Below are 16,562 nucleotides of genomic sequence, written 5' to 3'. Positions count from 1 at the left end.
CCGCCCTAGCTTGAGCGGGACAGCACTCGTATCCATCCGCGCGGAGGGGCACCGATGAACGGCGAACGCAGCACGAGCGACACCATGGACAGCGCCTGGTCCGTCCCCGACGACCGGGCCTTCGTCCTCGGCGACCTGCTCTGCGACCACCGCGACCGTCGGCGGCGGGCCCTGCACACCGCTCGGACCCGACGCTGGCTCGACGCCTACGGTGACGTCGTCGTGCGCTCCGTCCTGCTCTCCACGACGAGCGTCCAACAGCGCGACGAGTTCGCCCGCGCCCTCCGCCACGGTGGCCGGGACCACACGATCGTGCTCGAGCAGCTCGGCGAGTTCGTCCTGGTGACCTCGGAACGCCGGGCGCCCGGGACCGTCGCCGACTGGATCGGCTCCGTCGTCCCGACAGGGGTCCGGGTGTCCGCGATCGGGTCCGCCTCCCTCCACGCCGACGAGGACGACCTGCTGCACGCGGTCGACGAGGCGCGCACGGCGGCCGACATCGTGGGGCAGGTCGGCCAGGCGGTCGGTTCGACCCGGGCCGAGGAGCTCGGCGGTTGGCGGTTGCTCCATGCGATCGAGGCGGACCCCTCCCTCATCACCGCGGTGTCTCCCGCCGCCGACGAGTTGCGGCACGCCGACCCCGTCCGGCTGGAGACCATCGAGACCTACCTCGACGCCGGCTGCAACGTCGTCGCCGCCTGCGAGCGCCTGCACATCCACCGCACGACGCTCTACTACCGCCTGGACACGATGCCGGAGGTCGTGCGGGAAGCCCTTGCGGACGGCTGGAAGCGGAGCACGCTGCACCTGACGCTGAAGCTGCTGCGCCTGTGGAACGACCGGACGCCGGCGTCGGGACGCGCGTCGGCTCCGTCCGGGGCTCGGCGAGCGCGGGACGGACGGCGGGCGATCGCCCCGGTCCGGCAGCTGCACCCCCGCACCGCGGGCGCCGAGGAGCTCCCGCGATGACGAGTTCCTCGCATCGGGTGCCGATCGAGCCGCAGGCCGTCGACGCACCGCTCAGCGGGACGGCCGTGTTCCTCGTGCTGACCGTGAGCGATGCGGCGGGCGCCATGGACACCGTCCGCAGCACGCTGGCGAGCGTCGCGGACGTACTCAAGAACGTCGCCTTCCGCGACCTCGACGCCGCCCTGTCGTGCACGGTCGGGATCGGGGCGCGGGTCTGGGGCGGACTCACCCGGGGTCCGCTGCCGAGCGAACTCCACGTGTTCCCGACGGTCGTCGGCGACCGGCACACCGCGCCGTCGACACCCGGCGACGTGCTGCTCCACATCCGAGCCGCGCGACGCGACCTGTGCTTCGAGTTCGAGCGGCAGCTCCTCGACCTGCTCGGCGACGCCGTCGAGGTCGTGGACGAGACCGTCGGCTTCCGCTCCTTCGACGTGCGGGACCTGCTCGGGTTCGTCGACGGCACCGCGAACCCCGTCGGCCAGGCCCTCCCGGACGCGACGCTCGTCGGCGACGAGGATCCCGCGTTCGCAGGCGGCAGCTATGTCGTCGTGCAGAAGTACACGCACCCCTTGGATCGCTGGCGTGCGCTCACGACCGAGCAGCAGGAGGCGATCATCGGTCGCACGAAGGCCGAGAACATCGAGCTCGACGACGCCGAGACCGGCCAGAAGTCGCACAAGACCCTGTCGACGATCGTGGTGGACGGCGCCGAACACGACATCCTCCGGGACAACATGCCGTTCGGCAGCCCGGCCCACGGCGAGTTCGGCACGTACTTCATCGGGTACGCCCGGCGGCTGTGGGTCATCGAACGGATGCTGCAGCGGATGTTCGTCGGCGATCCTCCCGGCCTGCACGACCGGCTCCTCGACTTCTCGACCGCGCAGACCGGTTCGGTGTTCTTCGCACCCAGCGCCGCGTTCCTCGAGGCGATGGACGACGACCCGGACCCGGCCGTGCCCGACGCGCCGACCACCACCACCGACACCCCCGCGACACCGCCGGCCGACGGCTCACTCGGCCTCGGGTCGCTCCGCCCGGCCGACGACAGGACGACGTCATGAACCACCTCTTCCGCCACCTCGCCCCGATCACCGCCGAGACCTGGCAGATGCTCGACGATGAAGCGCGCACGAGACTGACCCCGGTCCTCGGTGGTCGGCGCGTCGTCGACTTCGCCGGGCCGCTCGGCTGGGAGCACTCGAGCACCGACGTGGGGCGCGTCGGCGCGGTCGTCGACGCCCCGCTCGACGGGGTGATCGCCCGCCGACGCACCGTCCTCCCGCTGACCGAGGTGCGCGCCGACTTCGTCCTCTCCCGCGGCGAACTCGACAGTGCCGCCAGGGGCGCGCTCGACGTGGACCTCTCGCCGCTCGACGACGCGGTCACGAGCCTCTCGACCGTCGAGAACACGGCGATCCTCGCCGAGTGGCCTGCGGCGGGGTACACGGGGATCTCGGCGGCCTCGCCGCACCAGCCGTTGCCACGTGAGGACGATCCCACCCGCTTCGCCCAGGTGGTCGCGGCAGCCGTGGAGACGCTCGCCCGCGCCGGAATTGGCGGCCCGTACGCGCTGGCCGTGGACACGCCCGGCTGGGTGTCGGTCGCGGGTGGGAACGACGCGGGTGGCGCACGGCTCTCGTCCCACCTGGAATCGATCCTCGGCGGCGGCATCGTGTGGACACCGGGCATCGAAGGCGCCGTCGTCATCAGCCGCCGCGGTGGCGACTTCCTCTTCGAGTCCGGCCAGGACATCGCCCTCGGGTATGCGGCGCACACCGCGGACTCGGTCAGTCTCTACCTCGAGGAGTCGTTCAGCTTCCGGGTCGTGACGCCCGAAGCGGCCATCGCGATCCGCTAGCGCGGCGAGCGCTGGAGCGGCGAACCGGCGTCGGCTGCTGCGCCGGCCCGGGACGGGAGGGACGTTTCGACCGCTCCGGCCCCGGTCGTCCGGAACCGCCGCTGATACTCCGAGGGTGTCGTGTTGTAGCGGGCGGCGAACGCGCGACGGAACGCGATCGGGCTGGCATACCCGGCGGCGGCGGCCACCTCGCCCACGGTGTCGCCGGCCTCCAGCATGCCGAGCGCGACGTCGAGCCGGAGCGATCCCACGTATTGGATCGGCGTCATGCCGAGTTCGTCGCGGATGACCCGGTTGAGGTGGCGGACGCCGACGTTCGCGTGGGCGGCGATGTCGGCGAGCGAGCCCGCCCGGGTGGGGTCGCCGTGGATGTAGTCGGCGACGGCCTTCGCGATCGAGGTGCGCGCCGGCTTCGCCCGGACCGAGGCGGAGAACTGCGACTGTCCGCCGGAGCGCCGCATGTAGACGAGCAGCAGCTGGGCGATGGACCGTGCGACGTCCGCGCCGTGGTCCTCCTCCACGATGGCGAGCGCGAGGTCGATCCCGGCGGCGACCCCGGCGGACGAGTAGGTGTCGCCGTCGCGGACGAAGATCGAGTCCGGTCGCACGTCGATCGACGGGTAGGCGGCTGCGAGAGCACCGGTGAACTTCCAGTGGGTCGTCGCCGATTTGCCGTCGAGGAGCCCCGTGACCGCGAGGGCGAACGCGCCGCTGCAGATCGAGGCCACCCGGTCTGCGCGCGACGCGAGGAGCCGGACCGCGGCCTGCACTTCGTCCGGTCGGTACACCTGCGGGGCCGACTCGCTCCCGGGGACGATCACGAGGTCGAGCGGGCCGCTGTCCGCCGCGGCTGCGTCCACGCCGACGCGCAAGCCCATGGAGGTGACGACGTCGCGTCCGTCGTGGGAGAAGAACCGGACGTCGTAGCCGTCGACCCGTTGGTTCGCCTCCGTGAACACCTCCGCCGGGCCGACGAAGTCGAGCGTCTTCACCTGGTCGAACAGGAAGACCCCGACCCGGCGCCGTCGTGGAGGCGTACCGAGTCCGTCCCGTGGTCGGGTCACCGGCTGGGGCGGGCTCATGCCTTCATCCTGCCCGACGATCCCCGGCACGACCACCACCGGTTTCGACGTCTGTCGAAGACCTCGGCGACGAACGTCCGACAACGGCCGTCCGGTCGCGGCGTACGCTCGGACCGGCAGGTCCGCGACCCGGGCTTCCGACCACCGTCACGACGCCCAAGGAGCTCTCCCATGCGACTCGAACGCGCAGGATCCATCCCCCTCGACCTGACGGGCCGCACCGCGCTCGTGACCGGTTCGACGAGCGGCATCGGCTACGCGATCGCGGCACGACTCGTGGAGGCCGGAGCGGACGTCATCATCAACGGGCGCGACGCCGACCGGCTCGAAGCGGCCATCCTGTCACTCGACGAAGAGTCGGTCGAGTCGGTCCGCGGGATCACCGCCGACGCGAGCACCGCCGAAGGTGCGGAGCAACTCGTCGCCGAGGCCGGCCACGTCGACATCCTCGTCAACAACCTGGGGATCTTCGAAGCCGTTCCGCCGCTCGACATCACCGACGAGCAGTGGCGGTCGATGCTCGAGGTCAACGTGCTGACGGCCGCACGGCTCACCCGGCTCCTGCTCCCCGGCATGTCCGCCCGCAGTTGGGGTCGCGTGATCAACATCGCCAGCGACTCGGCCGTGGTCATCCCCGAGGAGATGATCCACTACGGCGTGTCGAAGACCGCCCTCCTCGCCGTGAGCCGCGGCTTCGCGAAGGCGGCGGCCGGCACCGGGGTGACGGTCAACTCCGTGATCGCGGGCCCCACGCACACGCCCGGTGTCGAGACCTTCGTGCGGCAGCTCGTCGGCGACGAACTCGACTGGGACGCCGCCCAGCGCGAGTTCATGCGGTTGCACCGCCCACAGTCGCTCATCGGACGACTCCTCGAGCCCATCGAGATCGCCAACCTCGTCGTCTACCTGTCGTCGCCACTCGCGTCGGGCACGACGGGCGGCGCCCTCCGCGTCGACGGCGGCTACGTCGACTCGATCCTCCCCTGACCGCCGCGACGACCGAGAGCCGGGCGACCCGATGACGACCTCCTCCGTCCCGACCCGATCCCGCGTCTCGCACGGTGCCGGATTCTGGATCGTCGCGACCACCTTCCTGCTCGTGATGGCGTACTCGACCGTCCCGACACCGCTGTACGCGCTGTATCAGGCGAAGGACGGCTTCCCCGTCTCGACCATCACGGTCATCTTCGCCGCTTACGCCGTGGGGGTCGTCTTCAGTCTGTTCTTCGTCGGGCACATCAGCGACTGGGTCGGACGACGGCGCATGCTGCTCATCGCGATCCTCATCTCCGCCCTCTCGGCCGTGCTGTTCCTGCTGTGGAACAGCGTGGAGGGGCTGATCGTCGCCCGCGTGGTCAACGGCGTCAGCATCGGCGTCCTCACCGCGACCGCGACCGCACACCTCGGCGAGCTGCGAGCGGTGGCCAAACCGGATGAGAACGCGGTGGTCGCCGCCTCGGTCGCCGGGGCCAGCAATCTCGGAGGCCTCGCCCTCGGCCCACTCATCGGCGGACTCTTCGCGGAGTTCCTCCCCGATCCGCTGGTCCTCCCCCACGCGGTGTTCCTCGTCGCACTCATCGTCGCGGGGATCGTGATCGCCGCGGCGCCGGAGACCGTCGCGCAGAGCGAGCCGAAGCGACGCTATCGACCGCAGCGACTCGCGGTGCCGGCGTCCTCCCGGGGAGCCTTCGTCGCAGCCGGCTTCGGGGCCTTCGCCGGCTTCGCGCTGCTCGGCCTGTTCACCTCGCTCGCCCCGACCATCCTCATCGGCACCTTCGACGAACCGGACCACCTCCTCGCCGGGGCGACGACGTTCTCCGTGTTCGGGGCGGCAGCCGTCGGACAGGTGCTCCTCGCCCGACTGCCGTTGCAGCGCCAGCTCCTCATCGCGACCGTCAGCTGCGGCGTCGGTCTCGCCGCCGTCGCCGCCGGTGCACTGCTCCCGCAGCTGGGCGTCTTCATCGTCGGCGGGATCATCGCCGGACTCGGGGTCGGCGTCCTCTTCAAGTCGGCGATCGCCACGGCCGCGTCCCTCGCCGACCCGGCCCGCCGCGGTGAGACGCTGTCGCTCGTCTTCCTCATCGCCTACTGCGGGCTCGCGCTCCCGGTGCTCGCGATCGGGTTCGCCCTGACCTTCGCGCCCGAGATCGAGGTGCTGCTCATCTTCGTCTCGCTCGTGCTGGTGACGACGGTGCTCGCCGGTGTCGCGATGACGCGGCGGGCGGCCCGACAGGCCTGACCAGGCCGGCCGTTCTCCGGGGTCCCGGTCTCACGCCTACCCGTACGTCTCGGCCAGGTAGCGGTGGGTGAGCGAGACCGCCATCGCGCCCTCGCCGACCGCGGAGGCGACGCGCTTGATCGAGTTGGCTCGGACGTCCCCCGCGGCGAACACCCCGGGTTGGTTCGTCTCCAGGTGCATCGGCTGCCGGGCGAGCGGCCACCGGGTGAGGTGCTCCGGCAGGAGGTCCCCGCCGGTCAGCAGGAAGCCACGGCTGTCGAGCGCGACCGCCGAATCCTCCGCCCAGGCGGTGTTGGGCCGGCCGCCGATGCAGATGAACAGACGCGTGGCCGGGATCTCAGTGGTCGTGCCCGCGGACTCGACGGTGAGCGCACGGAGGCGGTCGTCACCGTGGAGCGCCGTGACCCTGGTGTCGACGAGGATCTCGACGTTCGGAGCCGCGAGCAGGCGACGGAGGAGGTAGGTCGACATGGTCGACGACAGCGACGGACCACGGACGAGGACCGTGACCCGCTCGGCGTGCGCCGCGAGGTTCATCGCCGCCTGCCCGGCGGAGTTCGCACCCCCGACGATGTACACGTGCTCGCCCACGCAGGACGACGCCTCGCTCGTGCCGGCGCCGTAGAACACGCCGGAGCCCTCGAGCTCGTCCTCGAGCGGCAGGCCCAACCGACGCCACTGCACGCCGGTGGCGCAGATGACCGCTCGCGCCGAGAGATGGGAGCCGTCCGCCAACTCGGCCTGCATGTGGTGGTCGCCGAAACTGCGGCTCAGGCTGTGCCGCATGACGAGGAGTTCGGCGCCGAACGCGATCGCCTGTCGGCGCGCCTGTTCGGCGAGCGCGGCCCCGGAGATGCCGTGCGCGAACCCGAGGTAGTTCTCGATGAGGCTGCTCGAACCGGCCTGGCCACCGACGGCGTCGCGTTCGACGACGGCGACGTCGAGGCCCTCCGACGCCGCATAGACGGCTGCGGAGAGCCCGGCCGGGCCGGCGCCGTAGACCAGGACGTCGTACTCGCTGCGCTTCGGTCGCTTGATCCAGCCGAAGTGCTCAGCGATCTGCGCCGGGGTCGGGTCGGCGAGCCGGGTGCCGTCCGGGAAGACGACGACGGGCAGGCTGGTCTCCGTCAGCGCAGCGCCGAGCTGGTCGCGGCAGTCCTCATCGGTCTCGATGAGGATCGTCTGGAACGGGACACCACTGCGCGTGAGGTAGTCGCGGATTGCGAACGCCTCACGCCCGAAGGACCGCTCGAACACCAGCAATGGCGCCGTCGCCACCTCCCCGACGGCGGTCATGAACCGAGCAGGCGTTCCCAGTCGGCCGGCACCCGCTCATGCGGACCGGGGACCGTCTGCGACCGCGGGTGGCTGAGTGGCGGCGCGAGCGTGGGACCGGCGAACGACTCCTCCGTGCCGTAGTCGTAGAACCAGTCCTCGCCCGGTTCGTAGCTGCGGATCACCCGGTGGCCGGTCGCGGTCGCGTGCTTCGTGGCGTGCTTGTTCAAGGAGTCGTCGCAGCACCCGATGTGGCCGCAGAACGTGCAGCGGCGCAGGTGCAGCCACCAGCTGGCGGTCGCCTCGCACTCGACGCAACCGGGTCCGGACGGCGGGACGTCCGGCTTGATGAATCGCTCGACATCGTCCATGGTGGTCTCCTCCTGAAGGGTGTGTGGTCAGAGCTGCAGGGAACGGGCGATGCGACGGCCGTAGTCGCTGATCGCGCGAGCGACCGGCAGCCGTTCGGCCTCGTAGTGCGCGAGCGCCGCCTCGACACCGAGCCCCAGGCCCAGGCTCGCGGCGAGCGCGAGCGCATCGCCTGCCGCTTTGGCCGCTCCCATCGCGGTGTGCGGGCGGACGACGGCTGCGGCGTCGCCGAGGAGCGCGATGCGACCACTCGTCATGCGCGGCGCCACGTAGTCGTAGATCGCCTGCATGAACGGCTCGGGCTCGGCGGCCACCGCGGCGGCGAACGGCGGAGGGAGGAGCTGCCCGGCTTCGGCGACGAGTCGTTCGCGGAGCTCGCTCGGGAGGTCGCCGGGCGCGGTCGAGAAGCTCCCGGCCGGACGACCCGACTGCCGCATGAGCTCGGCGAGCTCACGTGGGGACATGCTGCGGTACCAGACCCAGCTGCAGCGCCGCGCTCCCGGCTCGGTCTCCCCGCCCGCGCCGGGCACGAGGTACCCGAGCATGTGCACGTGCGGGCCGGAGAAGAACACGAAGCGTCCGAGGAGGGTACGTGCGGCGTCGGCAGGGAGGGCGGTCTCGGGGATGAGGCCGCGCCAGGTGATGTAGCCGACGTACTGGTTGCGATCGTCGTCGGGGGCGACGGCGTGCCTCGTGACGGAACCCAGTCCGTCGGCGCCGACGACGAGGTCGAACTCGTGTCGCTCCCCGGTCGCCGTCTCGACGGTGGCCACCTCGCCGCGGTCGTGGACGGCGACGACGGCCTGCCCGAGCCGATACGCCTGGGGCGAAACGAGGCTCCGGAAGACCGCATAGGTGTGGTCCCAGGAGACCTGGGTCTGCGGGGTCGGATCGCTCGTCAGGACCCGGCCGTCTCGAGCGAGGGTGATGCGCTCGGTGGCGACCACGCCGACCCGGGCCTCGGCGCCACGGCCCACGGTTTGGAGCAGGTCGACGATCTCCTGCTGGGCGACGAGCCCGGCGCCGCGGCGTTCGAGCCCGGTCCTGGACCGCTCGAAGACCGTCACGTGATGGCCGCGGCGCATCAGGAGGGAGGCCGCGAACAGACCGCCGAGGGAGCCGCCCACGATCCCGATCGACAGACTGTCGCCAGCAGGTGTCGCTCGCATCGCGCCCCCTTCCGATGGTCTGCCTCCACCCTAGGTCGGACGGGAGACGCCTCGTTTCGACGGGCGTCGGAAGTCCGCAGGAGGGCCGGATCGGCGGTGCGTCAGCGTCAGCGCCGGGCGCGCTCGACGATCGCGGCGAGGGCGTCGAGATAGGACTCGAAAGCGACCCGTCCGTCCGCGGTGAGGGCGATGCGTCGACCGCGGCGGTCGGTGTCGCTCTTCCCGACCTCGACCACGCCGGCCTCGGCGAGCGCCGAGAGGTGCTTCGAGAGCGCCGACTTGCTGACGCCGGTGATGCGGAGGAGCGAGGCGAAGTCGGTGTATTCGGCGGGCGCGAGCGCTGACAGCAGGGCGAGGCGGGCGGGCTCGTGGAAGAGCGGGTTCAGCGCCGGACGGCTGATCTCGGCGTCTTCGGCTCGGTGGTCGTCAGACATCGCGCGACCCCGACCGCCCGCCCAGCGTCGCGGAGCCGTTCGCGAGCCGCACCAGCGCGGGCAGGCAGGCGGCGAACACGACCACGGCTGCGACGACCGCCGACACCGTGTTGGGTACGGGGGCGCCTGCGGATCGGGCGATCCACTGGGTCACGACGTAGACCACGGCGACCGCCACACCGCTCGCGGTGAGCAGCAGGACGCCGGTCCGGTCCGACCAGTCGAGGCGGAGTCGCACCGGCCGCGCGAGGGACAGGGCGACGAAGCCGATGGCGACGAGTCCGAGCAGCCAGACCATGTCGAGGTCGACGACGACCCCGAGCGCGATGATGAGCACCGCGGTGAGGATGGCGGTGGTGAGTGCTCCCTGTCGGGCGGAGCGGCGTGAGGCGTCTCGCGCCTGGTTCAAGCGGTCCTGTGCGTCTTCATGATCCATGATCGACCTCCAGTCGTTGCGTCTGAAGAAACTATCACAGTGTTTCCCGAAAGGAAACAACCGCTGCCGTCAGAGGTCGAGCGACAGCCGCCGGCCGAGGGCTTCGATCGCGGCTTCGTCGCGCTGGTAGTGCGACCACTGGCCGATCCGGGTACAGGTGACCAGGCCGGCGCGCTGGAGCGTCGCCATGAACTGTGAAGCGGTCGACTGGGAGACCTCCGCCCGCGCCTGGATGTGCTTCAGACAGACACCCACCTCGCTCGCGGGCCGATCCTGGGGCGGGAACGACTCGGGGTCCTTCAGCCAGCCGAGGATCGCGAGGCGCGTCGGATGCCCGAGTGCCTTGAACACCGCCACCAGGTCCGACTCGTCAGCGTTCGCCATAGCCCCACTCTATCGCTATATCGCGATCTCCCGATGTTGTGTGAGACTGTGCATCGGTAAATCACGATCTAACGATGGAGAAGTCATGACGCAACACACAGCACTCGTCGTCGGCGCCCGCGGCGTCATCGGCGGGAACCTCATCACCCACCTCGAGACGCTCGGATGGGACGTCATCGGTCTGTCGCGCCGCGGTGGGACGGACCGAGGTGTCGTCCGCCACATCGCCGTCGACCTGCTCGACCGCGACGCGACCATGCGGGCACTGCGCGGGCTGACCGAGGTGACCCACATCTTCTACGCCGCCTATCAGGACCGCCCGAGCTGGGCCGAACTCGTCGCCCCGAACCTCGCCATGCTCACGAACGTCGTCGACGCCGTCGAACCCGTCGCGACGCACCTCGAGCACATCAGCCTGATGCAGGGCTACAAGGTCTACGGCGCGCACCTCGGCCCCTTCGCGACACCGGCGAAGGAGTCCGACCCGCCGCACATGCCGCCCGAGTTCAACGTCGACCAGCAGCAGTTCCTCGAACGCCGACGCGACGGGGCGAGCTGGTCCTGGTCCGCACTGCGCCCCTCGGTCGTCGCCGGGATCGGCCTGGGCAACCCGATGAACCTGGCCATGGTCATCGCCGTCTACGCGTCGATGAGCAAGGAGCTCGGCATCCCGTTGCGCTTCCCCGGCCGACCCGGCGCCTACACGAGCCTCATCGAGATGACCGACGCGGACCTCCTCGCGAAGGCGACGGTGTGGGCGGCGACCACCGAGGACGCCCGCGATCAGGCGTTCAACATCACGAACGGCGACCTGTTCCGGTGGTCGTCGATGTGGCCGAAGATCGCCGCGTTCTTCGACCTCGAGGTCGCACCACCCTTGGAGATGCAGCTCGCCGAGGTCATGGCCGACAAGGAGGCGCTGTGGAACGCGATGGTCGACCGGCATGGGCTCGTCGCCACGCCCTATCGGGACGTCTCGTCATGGACGTTCGGGGACTTCGTGTTCTCGTGGGACTACGACGTCATCGCGGACACCTCGAAGTCCCGTCTAGCCGGGTTCCACGAGTACGTCGACACCGAGGCGATGTTCCTCGGCATCTTCCAGGAGCTGCGCGAGCAACGGCTCATCCCGTAGCGGCGGACCCGTGATCGCTCGGAACGAGCGGTCAGGAGGCGAACGCGGAGAGCGCTGCCTTCGCGACCGCCGCGACGAGCGCGTCGTCGTAGTCGGCGTCGGGGTCCAGTTTGTTGGTGAAGATCGACAGGATGATCGGCTCCCGACCGGGCGGACGGACGATCGCGACGTCGTTCCGGATGCCGCCGGCACCACCCGACTTGTCGGCCACCGGCCAGTCGGCGGGTGCACCGGCCCGGATCAGGGTGTCGCCGGTCGCGTTCCCGCTCATCCAGGTGAGGAGCGTCTCCAAGTCGGCGGGCTCCAGCACGGAACCGTCGATGAGCCGGGAGAGGTCGTCGGCGAACGCGGCGGGCGTGCTGGTGTCCTCGGTACTGCCCGGCTCGATCACGTTGAGCGTCGGCTCCGCGTTGACGACCTCGATCACCTCGTCGCCGAGGGCGGCGAGCGCCGCGTCCAGTCCGCTCGGCCCGCCGATCCGGGCGAGGACGAGGTTCAGTGCCGTGTTGTCGCTCCGGCGGACCGCGGCTTCGGCGAGTTGCGACAGGGTGAGGCCGGTGTCGATGTGCTCGCTCGTCACCGGTGAGTAGCCGGCCGCCTCGACGTCCTCCGCCGACCAGGTGACGAGCTCTTCCCGCGCCGCGGCGGGCACCTCGTGGAGGAAGACGGCTGCGGCGAGCGCCTTGATCGTCGAGGCGTATCCGAAGCGCTCATCGGCTCGGTAGGACAACCGGGCTCCGGACCCGGTGTCGATCGCGCTGACCCCCACGCGCGCGCCGAACTCGGCTTCCAGCGCCTGGAACTCCGCCGAGCGGTCGGGTGCGGGGACCACCGCCGGTGCCGACGACGTCGGTGTCGCGCTCGGGCCGCCGGAGGGCGACGGAGCGGGCGGGCTGCAGCCGACGACGCCGAGCAGCAGCGCTCCGGCCAGGACGACGGTCCGAAGGGAGAGCCGACGGCCGGTCATGGACGAGGACGATCGGTCCCGGTGATCTGCTGGTCGAGTCGCTCGAGGTCTTTCGCGACGAGCTCGATGTCGCGGGCGAACTCGTCATCGTCGAGCTCGATCTGGCGGACCGTGAAGACGACCTCCGCACCGTCCGGGTGCGACAGGACCCGGACGGGGTTCGTGACCACCGTGCCCGTGGGCAGCGTGACGTCGTGATCGAGCACACCGAACCGATTGCGCTCGACGAACCGGACCTCCACGCGGCCCATCGGCGATTCGACGAACAGTGAGTCGCCCTCGCGCACCACCGCGGCCTGCGCGAGCCCGGCGGCCCAGCGCGGGAGGTTGTCGACGTCCGAGGCGTAGTCGTAGACGGCTTCCGGCGACGCGGCGATGACCCGACTGACGTGGTGGCTTCTCATCGTGGCATCATGCCAGCCCGCACGGCCGCACGGCCACCGCGTCAGCCGACAGCGCGGAGGCCGACCAGGCCCGCGGCGATGACCCGACGCGCTGCGAGAAGGCGCGCGAGAACGCCGGCGCACTGGCGTACCCGAGGCGCGAGGCGGTGCGGCCGACCGGCTCCCCGGCACGGAGCATGCCCTGCGCGAGCGTCACGCGCCAGCTGGTGAGGTACTCGGCGGGAGGCATCCCGACCAGCGCGGCGAACCGAGCCGCGAACGTGCTTCTCGACAGCCGTGCCTCCTCCGCCATCGACGTCAACGTCCACGGCTCACCCGGCGCCTCGTGGATGGCGACGAGCGTGCGTGCCAGCGCGGGATCCGCCAGCCCGGTGAGGAGGCCCGCCGGCAACCCGACCTCGTCCGTGTGGTCGAGCATCCAGCGGAACAGTTGCATGAGGACCACCTCGAACAGCCGGTCGACGATGACCCGCTGCCCGCAGGCACCGGCGTCGACCTCGGTGAAGAGGAGATCGAGGGCGGGCCGGAGCGTTGTCACTGCGTCGAGCGGGATCACGACGACCGGCGGCAACGCGAGGAGGAGCGGATGTGTGGCACCGCCCTCGACGTCGATGGTGGCGCAGGCGAATTCGGAGTCCTCGGTCGGCGCGTTGTGGAAGGCGTGTTCCAGCGGCCTCGGGTAGAACAGCAGGCTCGGGCGATCGACCTCGACGGTCTCCATCCGGCCGTCGGCGTGCTGATGCGTGACGGTCATCTCGCCGTCGCGGAGCACGTGCAGGAAGCCGCGCCCGGGGCTCGCCGCGAACGTGGTGACGCCGCACAGCGGGCCCGCGTGGAAGAGGCTCGCCCGGATCCGGAACTGTTCGAGCATCGACGACAGGCGGTCCACGGGGTACATACCGCCAGCATCTCAGACGATCTGCACCGAAGTCCAGACGTATTGCAACGAATCGTCCGGTGTCGGCGCGCAGGATGGGATCACCCCCGGAGACACCGGGCCAGTCAGAAGAGGAACCCAGCCATGTCACTCATCCCCCTCGTCGATCCCGAGACCGCGACCGGAACCACCAAGGAGCAGCTCGACCAGATCCGCGCCGCCTTCGGCACCGTTCCGGCAATGTTCAAGACCGTCGCGAACTCGCCCGCTGCCCTGACGAGCATGTGGTCGGCCTTCGGCGCGTTCGGCGCGAGCAGCTCGCTCGGCGCAGCCCTCGGCGAGCAGATCGCCGTCGCCGTCGCCAACCGCAACTCCTGCGAGTACTGCCTCGCCGCGCACTCCGCGCTCGGCCGGAAGGCCGGTGTCAGCCGTGACGCCATGGCGGCTGCGCAGACCGGGCAGTCCCACGACCCGAAGACCGCCGCCATCCTCGCCTTCGCGCTGCGGCTCGTCGAGCTCCGGGGTCAGGTCCCGTCCTCCGACGTCGAAGCGCTGCGCTCGCACGGCGTCACCGACGAGCAGATCGTCGAGATCGTGGGCCAGGTCGCCCTGAACCTGTTCACGAACTACCTCAACGTCGCGCTCGAGGTGCCGGTCGACTTCCCGACCGTGGCGCTTCGCCCTGCAGCCTGAGCGGGGTGGTCCCGATGACCGAATCCTGGCTCCCCACCCTGCTGGCCGCCACACCGGAGGATGGCTATGCGCTCGCCATCAAGCTGTCGAGAACCGGCGTCAAGATGACCCAGCCTGACGCGGACGTCCGCGCACGTCTGCGGGTCGCCTATGCGGAGAACGCCGACAGCCTGATGGGCGCCTCCCAGGTGATCGCGATCAACTTCCAGACCGTCGCCGCAGCGAACGGCTACTGGCGTTGACCGCCGAACCGCCGCACCACGATCCCGCCCGCGGATGACGTCCACGAGGCGGGATCGTCCTGCGGACGGACGCCTCGGGCGGCAGCGGTTCGTAGCGTGGAAGCATGCCCCGAACCACCCGTCACCACCCTCCCCTGCAGCAGCCGATCACCGGGCGGAGACGACGACGGGGCCGCATCGTCGGCGTCGTCGCGGCGTCGCTCCTCGCGGTGATCGTGGGTGGCGCGATCGTCGCCGCACCGCTCCTGCGGTCGTTCGGGATCTACCTCGTCCCGCCGTCGCCGCAGACCTACGCGGAGGTCGCGCTCGACGGCATGCGCCAGGGCATCGAGGCGACGCCGAAGCGGTACGCGGAGGTCCGGGCGCGAGTGCTCTCCGAGGTCGCCGACGCCGACGTGTACACCGACACCTATGGGCCGCTCGCCGCAGCGGCATCCGGACTGGGCGGCCCCCACACGACGTTCGCCGATCCCGCTGCGGCCGCGGAGCAGTTCGGGCCATCCTCCGGGAACGAAGCGGACAACGAGCTCCCGACCGTGACCAGCACCGACGGCGTGACGACCATCCGCCTGCCGACCCTGATCGGCGGCGGGACGGGGCCGGACTCCTTCGGCCAGCGGTACATCGACACGGTGACGACCGCCATCGCAGACGCGGCGCGCAGCACGACCGACTGGGTCGTCGACCTCCGCGACAACCACGGCGGCAACGTCTGGCCGATGCTCGCGGCCGTCGCACCGCTGTTGGACGACGGCACGGTCGAGACGTTCGAAGCCGTCGACCGATCCACCGTGGTATCGGTGGACGGCGGCACGGTCTCCTCGGATGGTGCGCAGCAGGCCGCGGCGACGAGTCCGCAGCAGAAGGTGGACGGCCCCATCGCCGTGCTGATCGACGGGATGACCGGCAGCTCCGCCGAAGCGGTCGCGATCGCGTTCATCGGCCAAGCGGACGTGCACGTGTTCGGGCAGCCGAGTTACGGCTTCAGCACCGCCAACCAGCCGCTCCGCCTCTACGACGGAGCGGTGGTGAACCTGACCGTCGCCGTCGACGCCGATCGCACCGGCAAACGGTACGGGGTCCCGATCCAGCCGGACACCGTCGTCGACGACACGCAGCTGCAGGCCGCGGTCACGGACTGGCTCGCGACGTTCCGCTGAGCGGCGACCGCCCGATCAGCGGAAGTCGCCCACTTTGCCGCTCAACGGGCGTGGACGGACGCTCGACTCAGCGACGCACACACGGACCGGATGCGGACAGCACGATGACCGGCCCCCACTCGGGCGTTGTCGCGAACTCGCCAAGACGCATGTAGTAGCCGTTCTCGGAGAAGAACGAGACGGCGGTGGTGGCGTCCGAGGAGTTGTCGGCTGCGACCTTCTTCTCGACCCTCCACGCCGCTCGGTCGGCATACATCGCGGCAGCTTCGTCCAACCAGGCGTTCCGGTCGAAATCCTCCGCGACGCTCACCGTGACGATGCCGTTGAACTCGACGGCACCGCCGTTACATGCGACGTCGACCTCGTCCTCGCTCACCGTCGACGCTCCGTCCGGCAACGTCGCTTCGAACTCCTGACGCAGGGAGACCGCCGCCGCCTTGGCGGACTCGTAGCTGGGCCCTCGTTGGAACGCTCCACACCCCGCGAGGGCACCGACGATGCAGATGGCGAGGAGAGTGCTGACGGCGCGGCGCATGGGGACCTTCCTACCACGAAGGTCTGGCCCGCGTAGGCTGCGCGCATGGGGTACCGGGACTGGGATGAGACCGCCGGGGTCGATCGCGTCAGCGACTGGCTCCTGAAGAACTGGGCGGTGCGGGTCGTCCTGGTGTCCGCCGTCGCACTACTGGCGTTCGGCGTCGACGTCGCGTCCTCTCCCGCCGCCCTCCGCACGTGGATCATCATCGCGGTCCTGGTCGCGGCCTCGACGATCGCGCTCGTGCAGTTCGTCCGCGCTCGTCGACGTCGCCGGACGCACCCTCGGCCCGACCGAGCCGAGTAGGCGCGCCTGGGCCCCGCGAGCA

21 protein-coding genes are annotated in these 16,562 nt (G+C 70.6%); 10 read left to right on the top strand and 11 right to left on the bottom strand.

The genetic code is table 11. The features are described 5' to 3' along the window. Positions 1 to 54 precede the first annotated feature (54 nt). Genes ASF68_RS11845 through ASF68_RS11835 form a run of 3 tightly spaced genes read left to right on the top strand, consistent with a single transcriptional unit; the run spans position 55 to position 2,833 of the window. Positions 55 to 969 (top strand): CdaR family transcriptional regulator, encoded by a 915-nt coding sequence (locus ASF68_RS11845; RefSeq protein WP_056010450.1) that lies wholly within the window; start codon positions 55 to 57, stop codon positions 967 to 969. After that, positions 966 to 2,036 carry a Dyp-type peroxidase gene (locus ASF68_RS11840; protein WP_082498592.1) on the top strand — a complete coding sequence of 357 codons (1,071 nt, stop codon included), beginning with the start codon at positions 966 to 968 and terminating at the stop codon, positions 2,034 to 2,036. The genes ASF68_RS11845 and ASF68_RS11840 overlap by 4 nt, the downstream gene beginning before the upstream one ends. Then, positions 2,033 to 2,833, top strand: a complete 801-nt coding sequence (locus tag ASF68_RS11835) for a family 1 encapsulin nanocompartment shell protein (protein ID WP_056010447.1) — start codon at positions 2,033 to 2,035, stop codon at positions 2,831 to 2,833. Before ASF68_RS11840 ends, ASF68_RS11835 begins: the two co-directional genes overlap by 4 nt. On the opposite strand, the gene ASF68_RS11830 is transcribed toward ASF68_RS11835, so the two are convergent. Next, positions 2,830 to 3,915, bottom strand: coding sequence for a GlxA family transcriptional regulator (locus ASF68_RS11830; protein WP_082498675.1), 1,086 nt, complete (start codon positions 3,913 to 3,915; stop codon positions 2,830 to 2,832). The two genes, ASF68_RS11835 and ASF68_RS11830, sit on opposite strands and share 4 nt — an antisense overlap. 171 nt (positions 3,916 to 4,086) lie before the next feature. Here ASF68_RS11830 and ASF68_RS11825 point away from each other — a divergent pair, with 171 nt between their 5' ends. Next, entirely contained in the window at positions 4,087 to 4,902 is an 816-nt protein-coding gene (locus ASF68_RS11825) for an SDR family NAD(P)-dependent oxidoreductase (protein WP_369796457.1), read from the top strand. Positions 4,903 to 4,933: 31 nt separating this feature from the next. After that, positions 4,934 to 6,154, top strand: coding sequence for an MFS transporter (locus tag ASF68_RS11820; protein ID WP_056010444.1), 1,221 nt, complete (start codon positions 4,934 to 4,936; stop codon positions 6,152 to 6,154). A 36-nt stretch (positions 6,155 to 6,190) separates the two neighbouring features. Here the strand turns inward: ASF68_RS11820 and ASF68_RS11815 are convergent, their stop codons facing one another. The 6 genes from ASF68_RS11815 to ASF68_RS11790 form a co-directional block, all read right to left on the bottom strand. Beyond that, positions 6,191 to 7,450 carry an FAD-dependent oxidoreductase gene (locus ASF68_RS11815; RefSeq protein WP_056010441.1) on the bottom strand — a complete coding sequence of 420 codons (1,260 nt, stop codon included), beginning with the start codon at positions 7,448 to 7,450 and terminating at the stop codon, positions 6,191 to 6,193. Then, complete coding sequence (locus ASF68_RS11810; RefSeq protein WP_056010439.1) at positions 7,447 to 7,800, bottom strand: UBP-type zinc finger domain-containing protein; 354 nt, start codon at positions 7,798 to 7,800, stop codon at positions 7,447 to 7,449. The genes ASF68_RS11815 and ASF68_RS11810 overlap by 4 nt, the downstream gene beginning before the upstream one ends. A gap of 27 nt (positions 7,801 to 7,827) precedes the next feature. Then, the gene (locus ASF68_RS11805) at positions 7,828 to 8,967 is read right to left on the bottom strand and encodes an FAD-dependent monooxygenase (RefSeq protein ID WP_056010436.1); all 1,140 of its coding nucleotides are present in this window, start codon (positions 8,965 to 8,967) and stop codon (positions 7,828 to 7,830) included. A 107-nt stretch (positions 8,968 to 9,074) separates the two neighbouring features. Then, positions 9,075 to 9,401, bottom strand: coding sequence for a transcriptional regulator (locus ASF68_RS11800; RefSeq protein WP_082456019.1), 327 nt, complete (start codon positions 9,399 to 9,401; stop codon positions 9,075 to 9,077). Further along, entirely contained in the window at positions 9,394 to 9,837 is a 444-nt protein-coding gene (locus ASF68_RS11795) for a hypothetical protein (RefSeq protein WP_056010433.1), read from the bottom strand. The genes ASF68_RS11800 and ASF68_RS11795 overlap by 8 nt, the downstream gene beginning before the upstream one ends. Positions 9,838 to 9,906: 69 nt before the next feature. Continuing rightward, the gene (locus ASF68_RS11790) at positions 9,907 to 10,221 is read right to left on the bottom strand and encodes a helix-turn-helix transcriptional regulator (protein WP_056010431.1); all 315 of its coding nucleotides are present in this window, start codon (positions 10,219 to 10,221) and stop codon (positions 9,907 to 9,909) included. A gap of 85 nt (positions 10,222 to 10,306) precedes the next feature. Here ASF68_RS11790 and ASF68_RS11785 point away from each other — a divergent pair, with 85 nt between their 5' ends. Continuing rightward, positions 10,307 to 11,356 carry an SDR family oxidoreductase gene (locus ASF68_RS11785; protein WP_056010428.1) on the top strand — a complete coding sequence of 350 codons (1,050 nt, stop codon included), beginning with the start codon at positions 10,307 to 10,309 and terminating at the stop codon, positions 11,354 to 11,356. Between the two features lie 31 nt (positions 11,357 to 11,387). Here the strand turns inward: ASF68_RS11785 and bla are convergent, their stop codons facing one another. Genes bla through ASF68_RS11770 form a run of 3 tightly spaced genes read right to left on the bottom strand, consistent with a single transcriptional unit; the run spans position 11,388 to position 13,625 of the window. Then, positions 11,388 to 12,323 carry a class A beta-lactamase gene (gene bla, locus ASF68_RS11780; protein ID WP_082498591.1) on the bottom strand — a complete coding sequence of 312 codons (936 nt, stop codon included), beginning with the start codon at positions 12,321 to 12,323 and terminating at the stop codon, positions 11,388 to 11,390. After that, positions 12,320 to 12,727, bottom strand: coding sequence for an SRPBCC family protein (locus ASF68_RS11775; RefSeq protein ID WP_056010425.1), 408 nt, complete (start codon positions 12,725 to 12,727; stop codon positions 12,320 to 12,322). The genes bla and ASF68_RS11775 overlap by 4 nt, the downstream gene beginning before the upstream one ends. A 7-nt stretch (positions 12,728 to 12,734) precedes the next feature. Next, a complete protein-coding gene (locus tag ASF68_RS11770; protein ID WP_056010422.1) occupies positions 12,735 to 13,625 on the bottom strand; it encodes an AraC family transcriptional regulator in 891 nt (296 codons plus the stop codon). Positions 13,626 to 13,748: 123 nt separating this feature from the next. Between ASF68_RS11770 and ASF68_RS11765 the strand changes: the two genes are divergently transcribed. The 3 genes from ASF68_RS11765 (at position 13,749) to ASF68_RS11755 (ending at position 15,699) form a co-directional block, all read left to right on the top strand. Next, a complete protein-coding gene (locus ASF68_RS11765; protein ID WP_056010419.1) occupies positions 13,749 to 14,297 on the top strand; it encodes a carboxymuconolactone decarboxylase family protein in 549 nt (182 codons plus the stop codon). A 14-nt stretch (positions 14,298 to 14,311) separates the two neighbouring features. Further along, positions 14,312 to 14,539: a hexameric tyrosine-coordinated heme protein gene (locus ASF68_RS11760; protein ID WP_056011878.1), complete on the top strand. Its 228-nt coding sequence runs from the start codon at positions 14,312 to 14,314 to the stop codon at positions 14,537 to 14,539. Positions 14,540 to 14,643: 104 nt separating this feature from the next. Next, complete coding sequence (locus ASF68_RS11755; RefSeq protein WP_056010416.1) at positions 14,644 to 15,699, top strand: S41 family peptidase; 1,056 nt, start codon at positions 14,644 to 14,646, stop codon at positions 15,697 to 15,699. 67 nt (positions 15,700 to 15,766) lie between these two features. Here ASF68_RS11755 and ASF68_RS11750 read toward each other — a convergent pair whose 3' ends face one another. Beyond that, a complete protein-coding gene (locus tag ASF68_RS11750; protein ID WP_056010413.1) occupies positions 15,767 to 16,234 on the bottom strand; it encodes a lipoprotein in 468 nt (155 codons plus the stop codon). Positions 16,235 to 16,279: 45 nt separating this feature from the next. Between ASF68_RS11750 and ASF68_RS11745 the strand changes: the two genes are divergently transcribed. Next, positions 16,280 to 16,540, top strand: a complete 261-nt coding sequence (locus ASF68_RS11745; protein WP_056010410.1) for a hypothetical protein — start codon at positions 16,280 to 16,282, stop codon at positions 16,538 to 16,540. The last annotated feature ends 22 nt before the right edge of the window (positions 16,541 to 16,562 follow it).

Origin of the sequence: Plantibacter sp. Leaf314 (genome assembly GCF_001423185.1) — a bacterium.
Lineage (GTDB): Bacteria > Actinomycetota > Actinomycetes > Actinomycetales > Microbacteriaceae > Plantibacter.
Note: the sequence above shows the minus strand (reverse complement) of the source record. Positions and strands in the feature narration are given on the sequence as shown.

What these genes read in the sequence shown, in the direction of transcription:
- ASF68_RS11845 (WP_056010450.1), top strand. Translation starts at nt 55, where the DNA reads ATGAACGGCGAACGCAGCACGAGCGACACCATGGACAGCGCCTGGTCC.
- ASF68_RS11840 (WP_082498592.1), top strand. Translation starts at nt 966, where the DNA reads ATGACGAGTTCCTCGCATCGGGTGCCGATCGAGCCGCAGGCCGTCGAC.
- ASF68_RS11835 (WP_056010447.1), top strand. Translation starts at nt 2,033, where the DNA reads ATGAACCACCTCTTCCGCCACCTCGCCCCGATCACCGCCGAGACCTGG.
- ASF68_RS11830 (WP_082498675.1), bottom strand. Translation starts at nt 3,915, where the DNA reads ATGAGCCCGCCCCAGCCGGTGACCCGACCACGGGACGGACTCGGTACG.
- ASF68_RS11825 (WP_369796457.1), top strand. Translation starts at nt 4,087, where the DNA reads ATGCGACTCGAACGCGCAGGATCCATCCCCCTCGACCTGACGGGCCGC.
- ASF68_RS11820 (WP_056010444.1), top strand. Translation starts at nt 4,934, where the DNA reads ATGACGACCTCCTCCGTCCCGACCCGATCCCGCGTCTCGCACGGTGCC.
- ASF68_RS11815 (WP_056010441.1), bottom strand. Translation starts at nt 7,450, where the DNA reads ATGACCGCCGTCGGGGAGGTGGCGACGGCGCCATTGCTGGTGTTCGAG.
- ASF68_RS11810 (WP_056010439.1), bottom strand. Translation starts at nt 7,800, where the DNA reads ATGGACGATGTCGAGCGATTCATCAAGCCGGACGTCCCGCCGTCCGGA.
- ASF68_RS11805 (WP_056010436.1), bottom strand. Translation starts at nt 8,967, where the DNA reads ATGCGAGCGACACCTGCTGGCGACAGTCTGTCGATCGGGATCGTGGGC.
- ASF68_RS11800 (WP_082456019.1), bottom strand. Translation starts at nt 9,401, where the DNA reads ATGTCTGACGACCACCGAGCCGAAGACGCCGAGATCAGCCGTCCGGCG.
- ASF68_RS11795 (WP_056010433.1), bottom strand. Translation starts at nt 9,837, where the DNA reads ATGGATCATGAAGACGCACAGGACCGCTTGAACCAGGCGCGAGACGCC.
- ASF68_RS11790 (WP_056010431.1), bottom strand. Translation starts at nt 10,221, where the DNA reads ATGGCGAACGCTGACGAGTCGGACCTGGTGGCGGTGTTCAAGGCACTC.
- ASF68_RS11785 (WP_056010428.1), top strand. Translation starts at nt 10,307, where the DNA reads ATGACGCAACACACAGCACTCGTCGTCGGCGCCCGCGGCGTCATCGGC.
- bla (WP_082498591.1), bottom strand. Translation starts at nt 12,323, where the DNA reads ATGACCGGCCGTCGGCTCTCCCTTCGGACCGTCGTCCTGGCCGGAGCG.
- ASF68_RS11775 (WP_056010425.1), bottom strand. Translation starts at nt 12,727, where the DNA reads ATGAGAAGCCACCACGTCAGTCGGGTCATCGCCGCGTCGCCGGAAGCC.
- ASF68_RS11770 (WP_056010422.1), bottom strand. Translation starts at nt 13,625, where the DNA reads ATGTACCCCGTGGACCGCCTGTCGTCGATGCTCGAACAGTTCCGGATC.
- ASF68_RS11765 (WP_056010419.1), top strand. Translation starts at nt 13,749, where the DNA reads ATGTCACTCATCCCCCTCGTCGATCCCGAGACCGCGACCGGAACCACC.
- ASF68_RS11760 (WP_056011878.1), top strand. Translation starts at nt 14,312, where the DNA reads ATGACCGAATCCTGGCTCCCCACCCTGCTGGCCGCCACACCGGAGGAT.
- ASF68_RS11755 (WP_056010416.1), top strand. Translation starts at nt 14,644, where the DNA reads ATGCCCCGAACCACCCGTCACCACCCTCCCCTGCAGCAGCCGATCACC.
- ASF68_RS11750 (WP_056010413.1), bottom strand. Translation starts at nt 16,234, where the DNA reads ATGCGCCGCGCCGTCAGCACTCTCCTCGCCATCTGCATCGTCGGTGCC.
- ASF68_RS11745 (WP_056010410.1), top strand. Translation starts at nt 16,280, where the DNA reads ATGGGGTACCGGGACTGGGATGAGACCGCCGGGGTCGATCGCGTCAGC.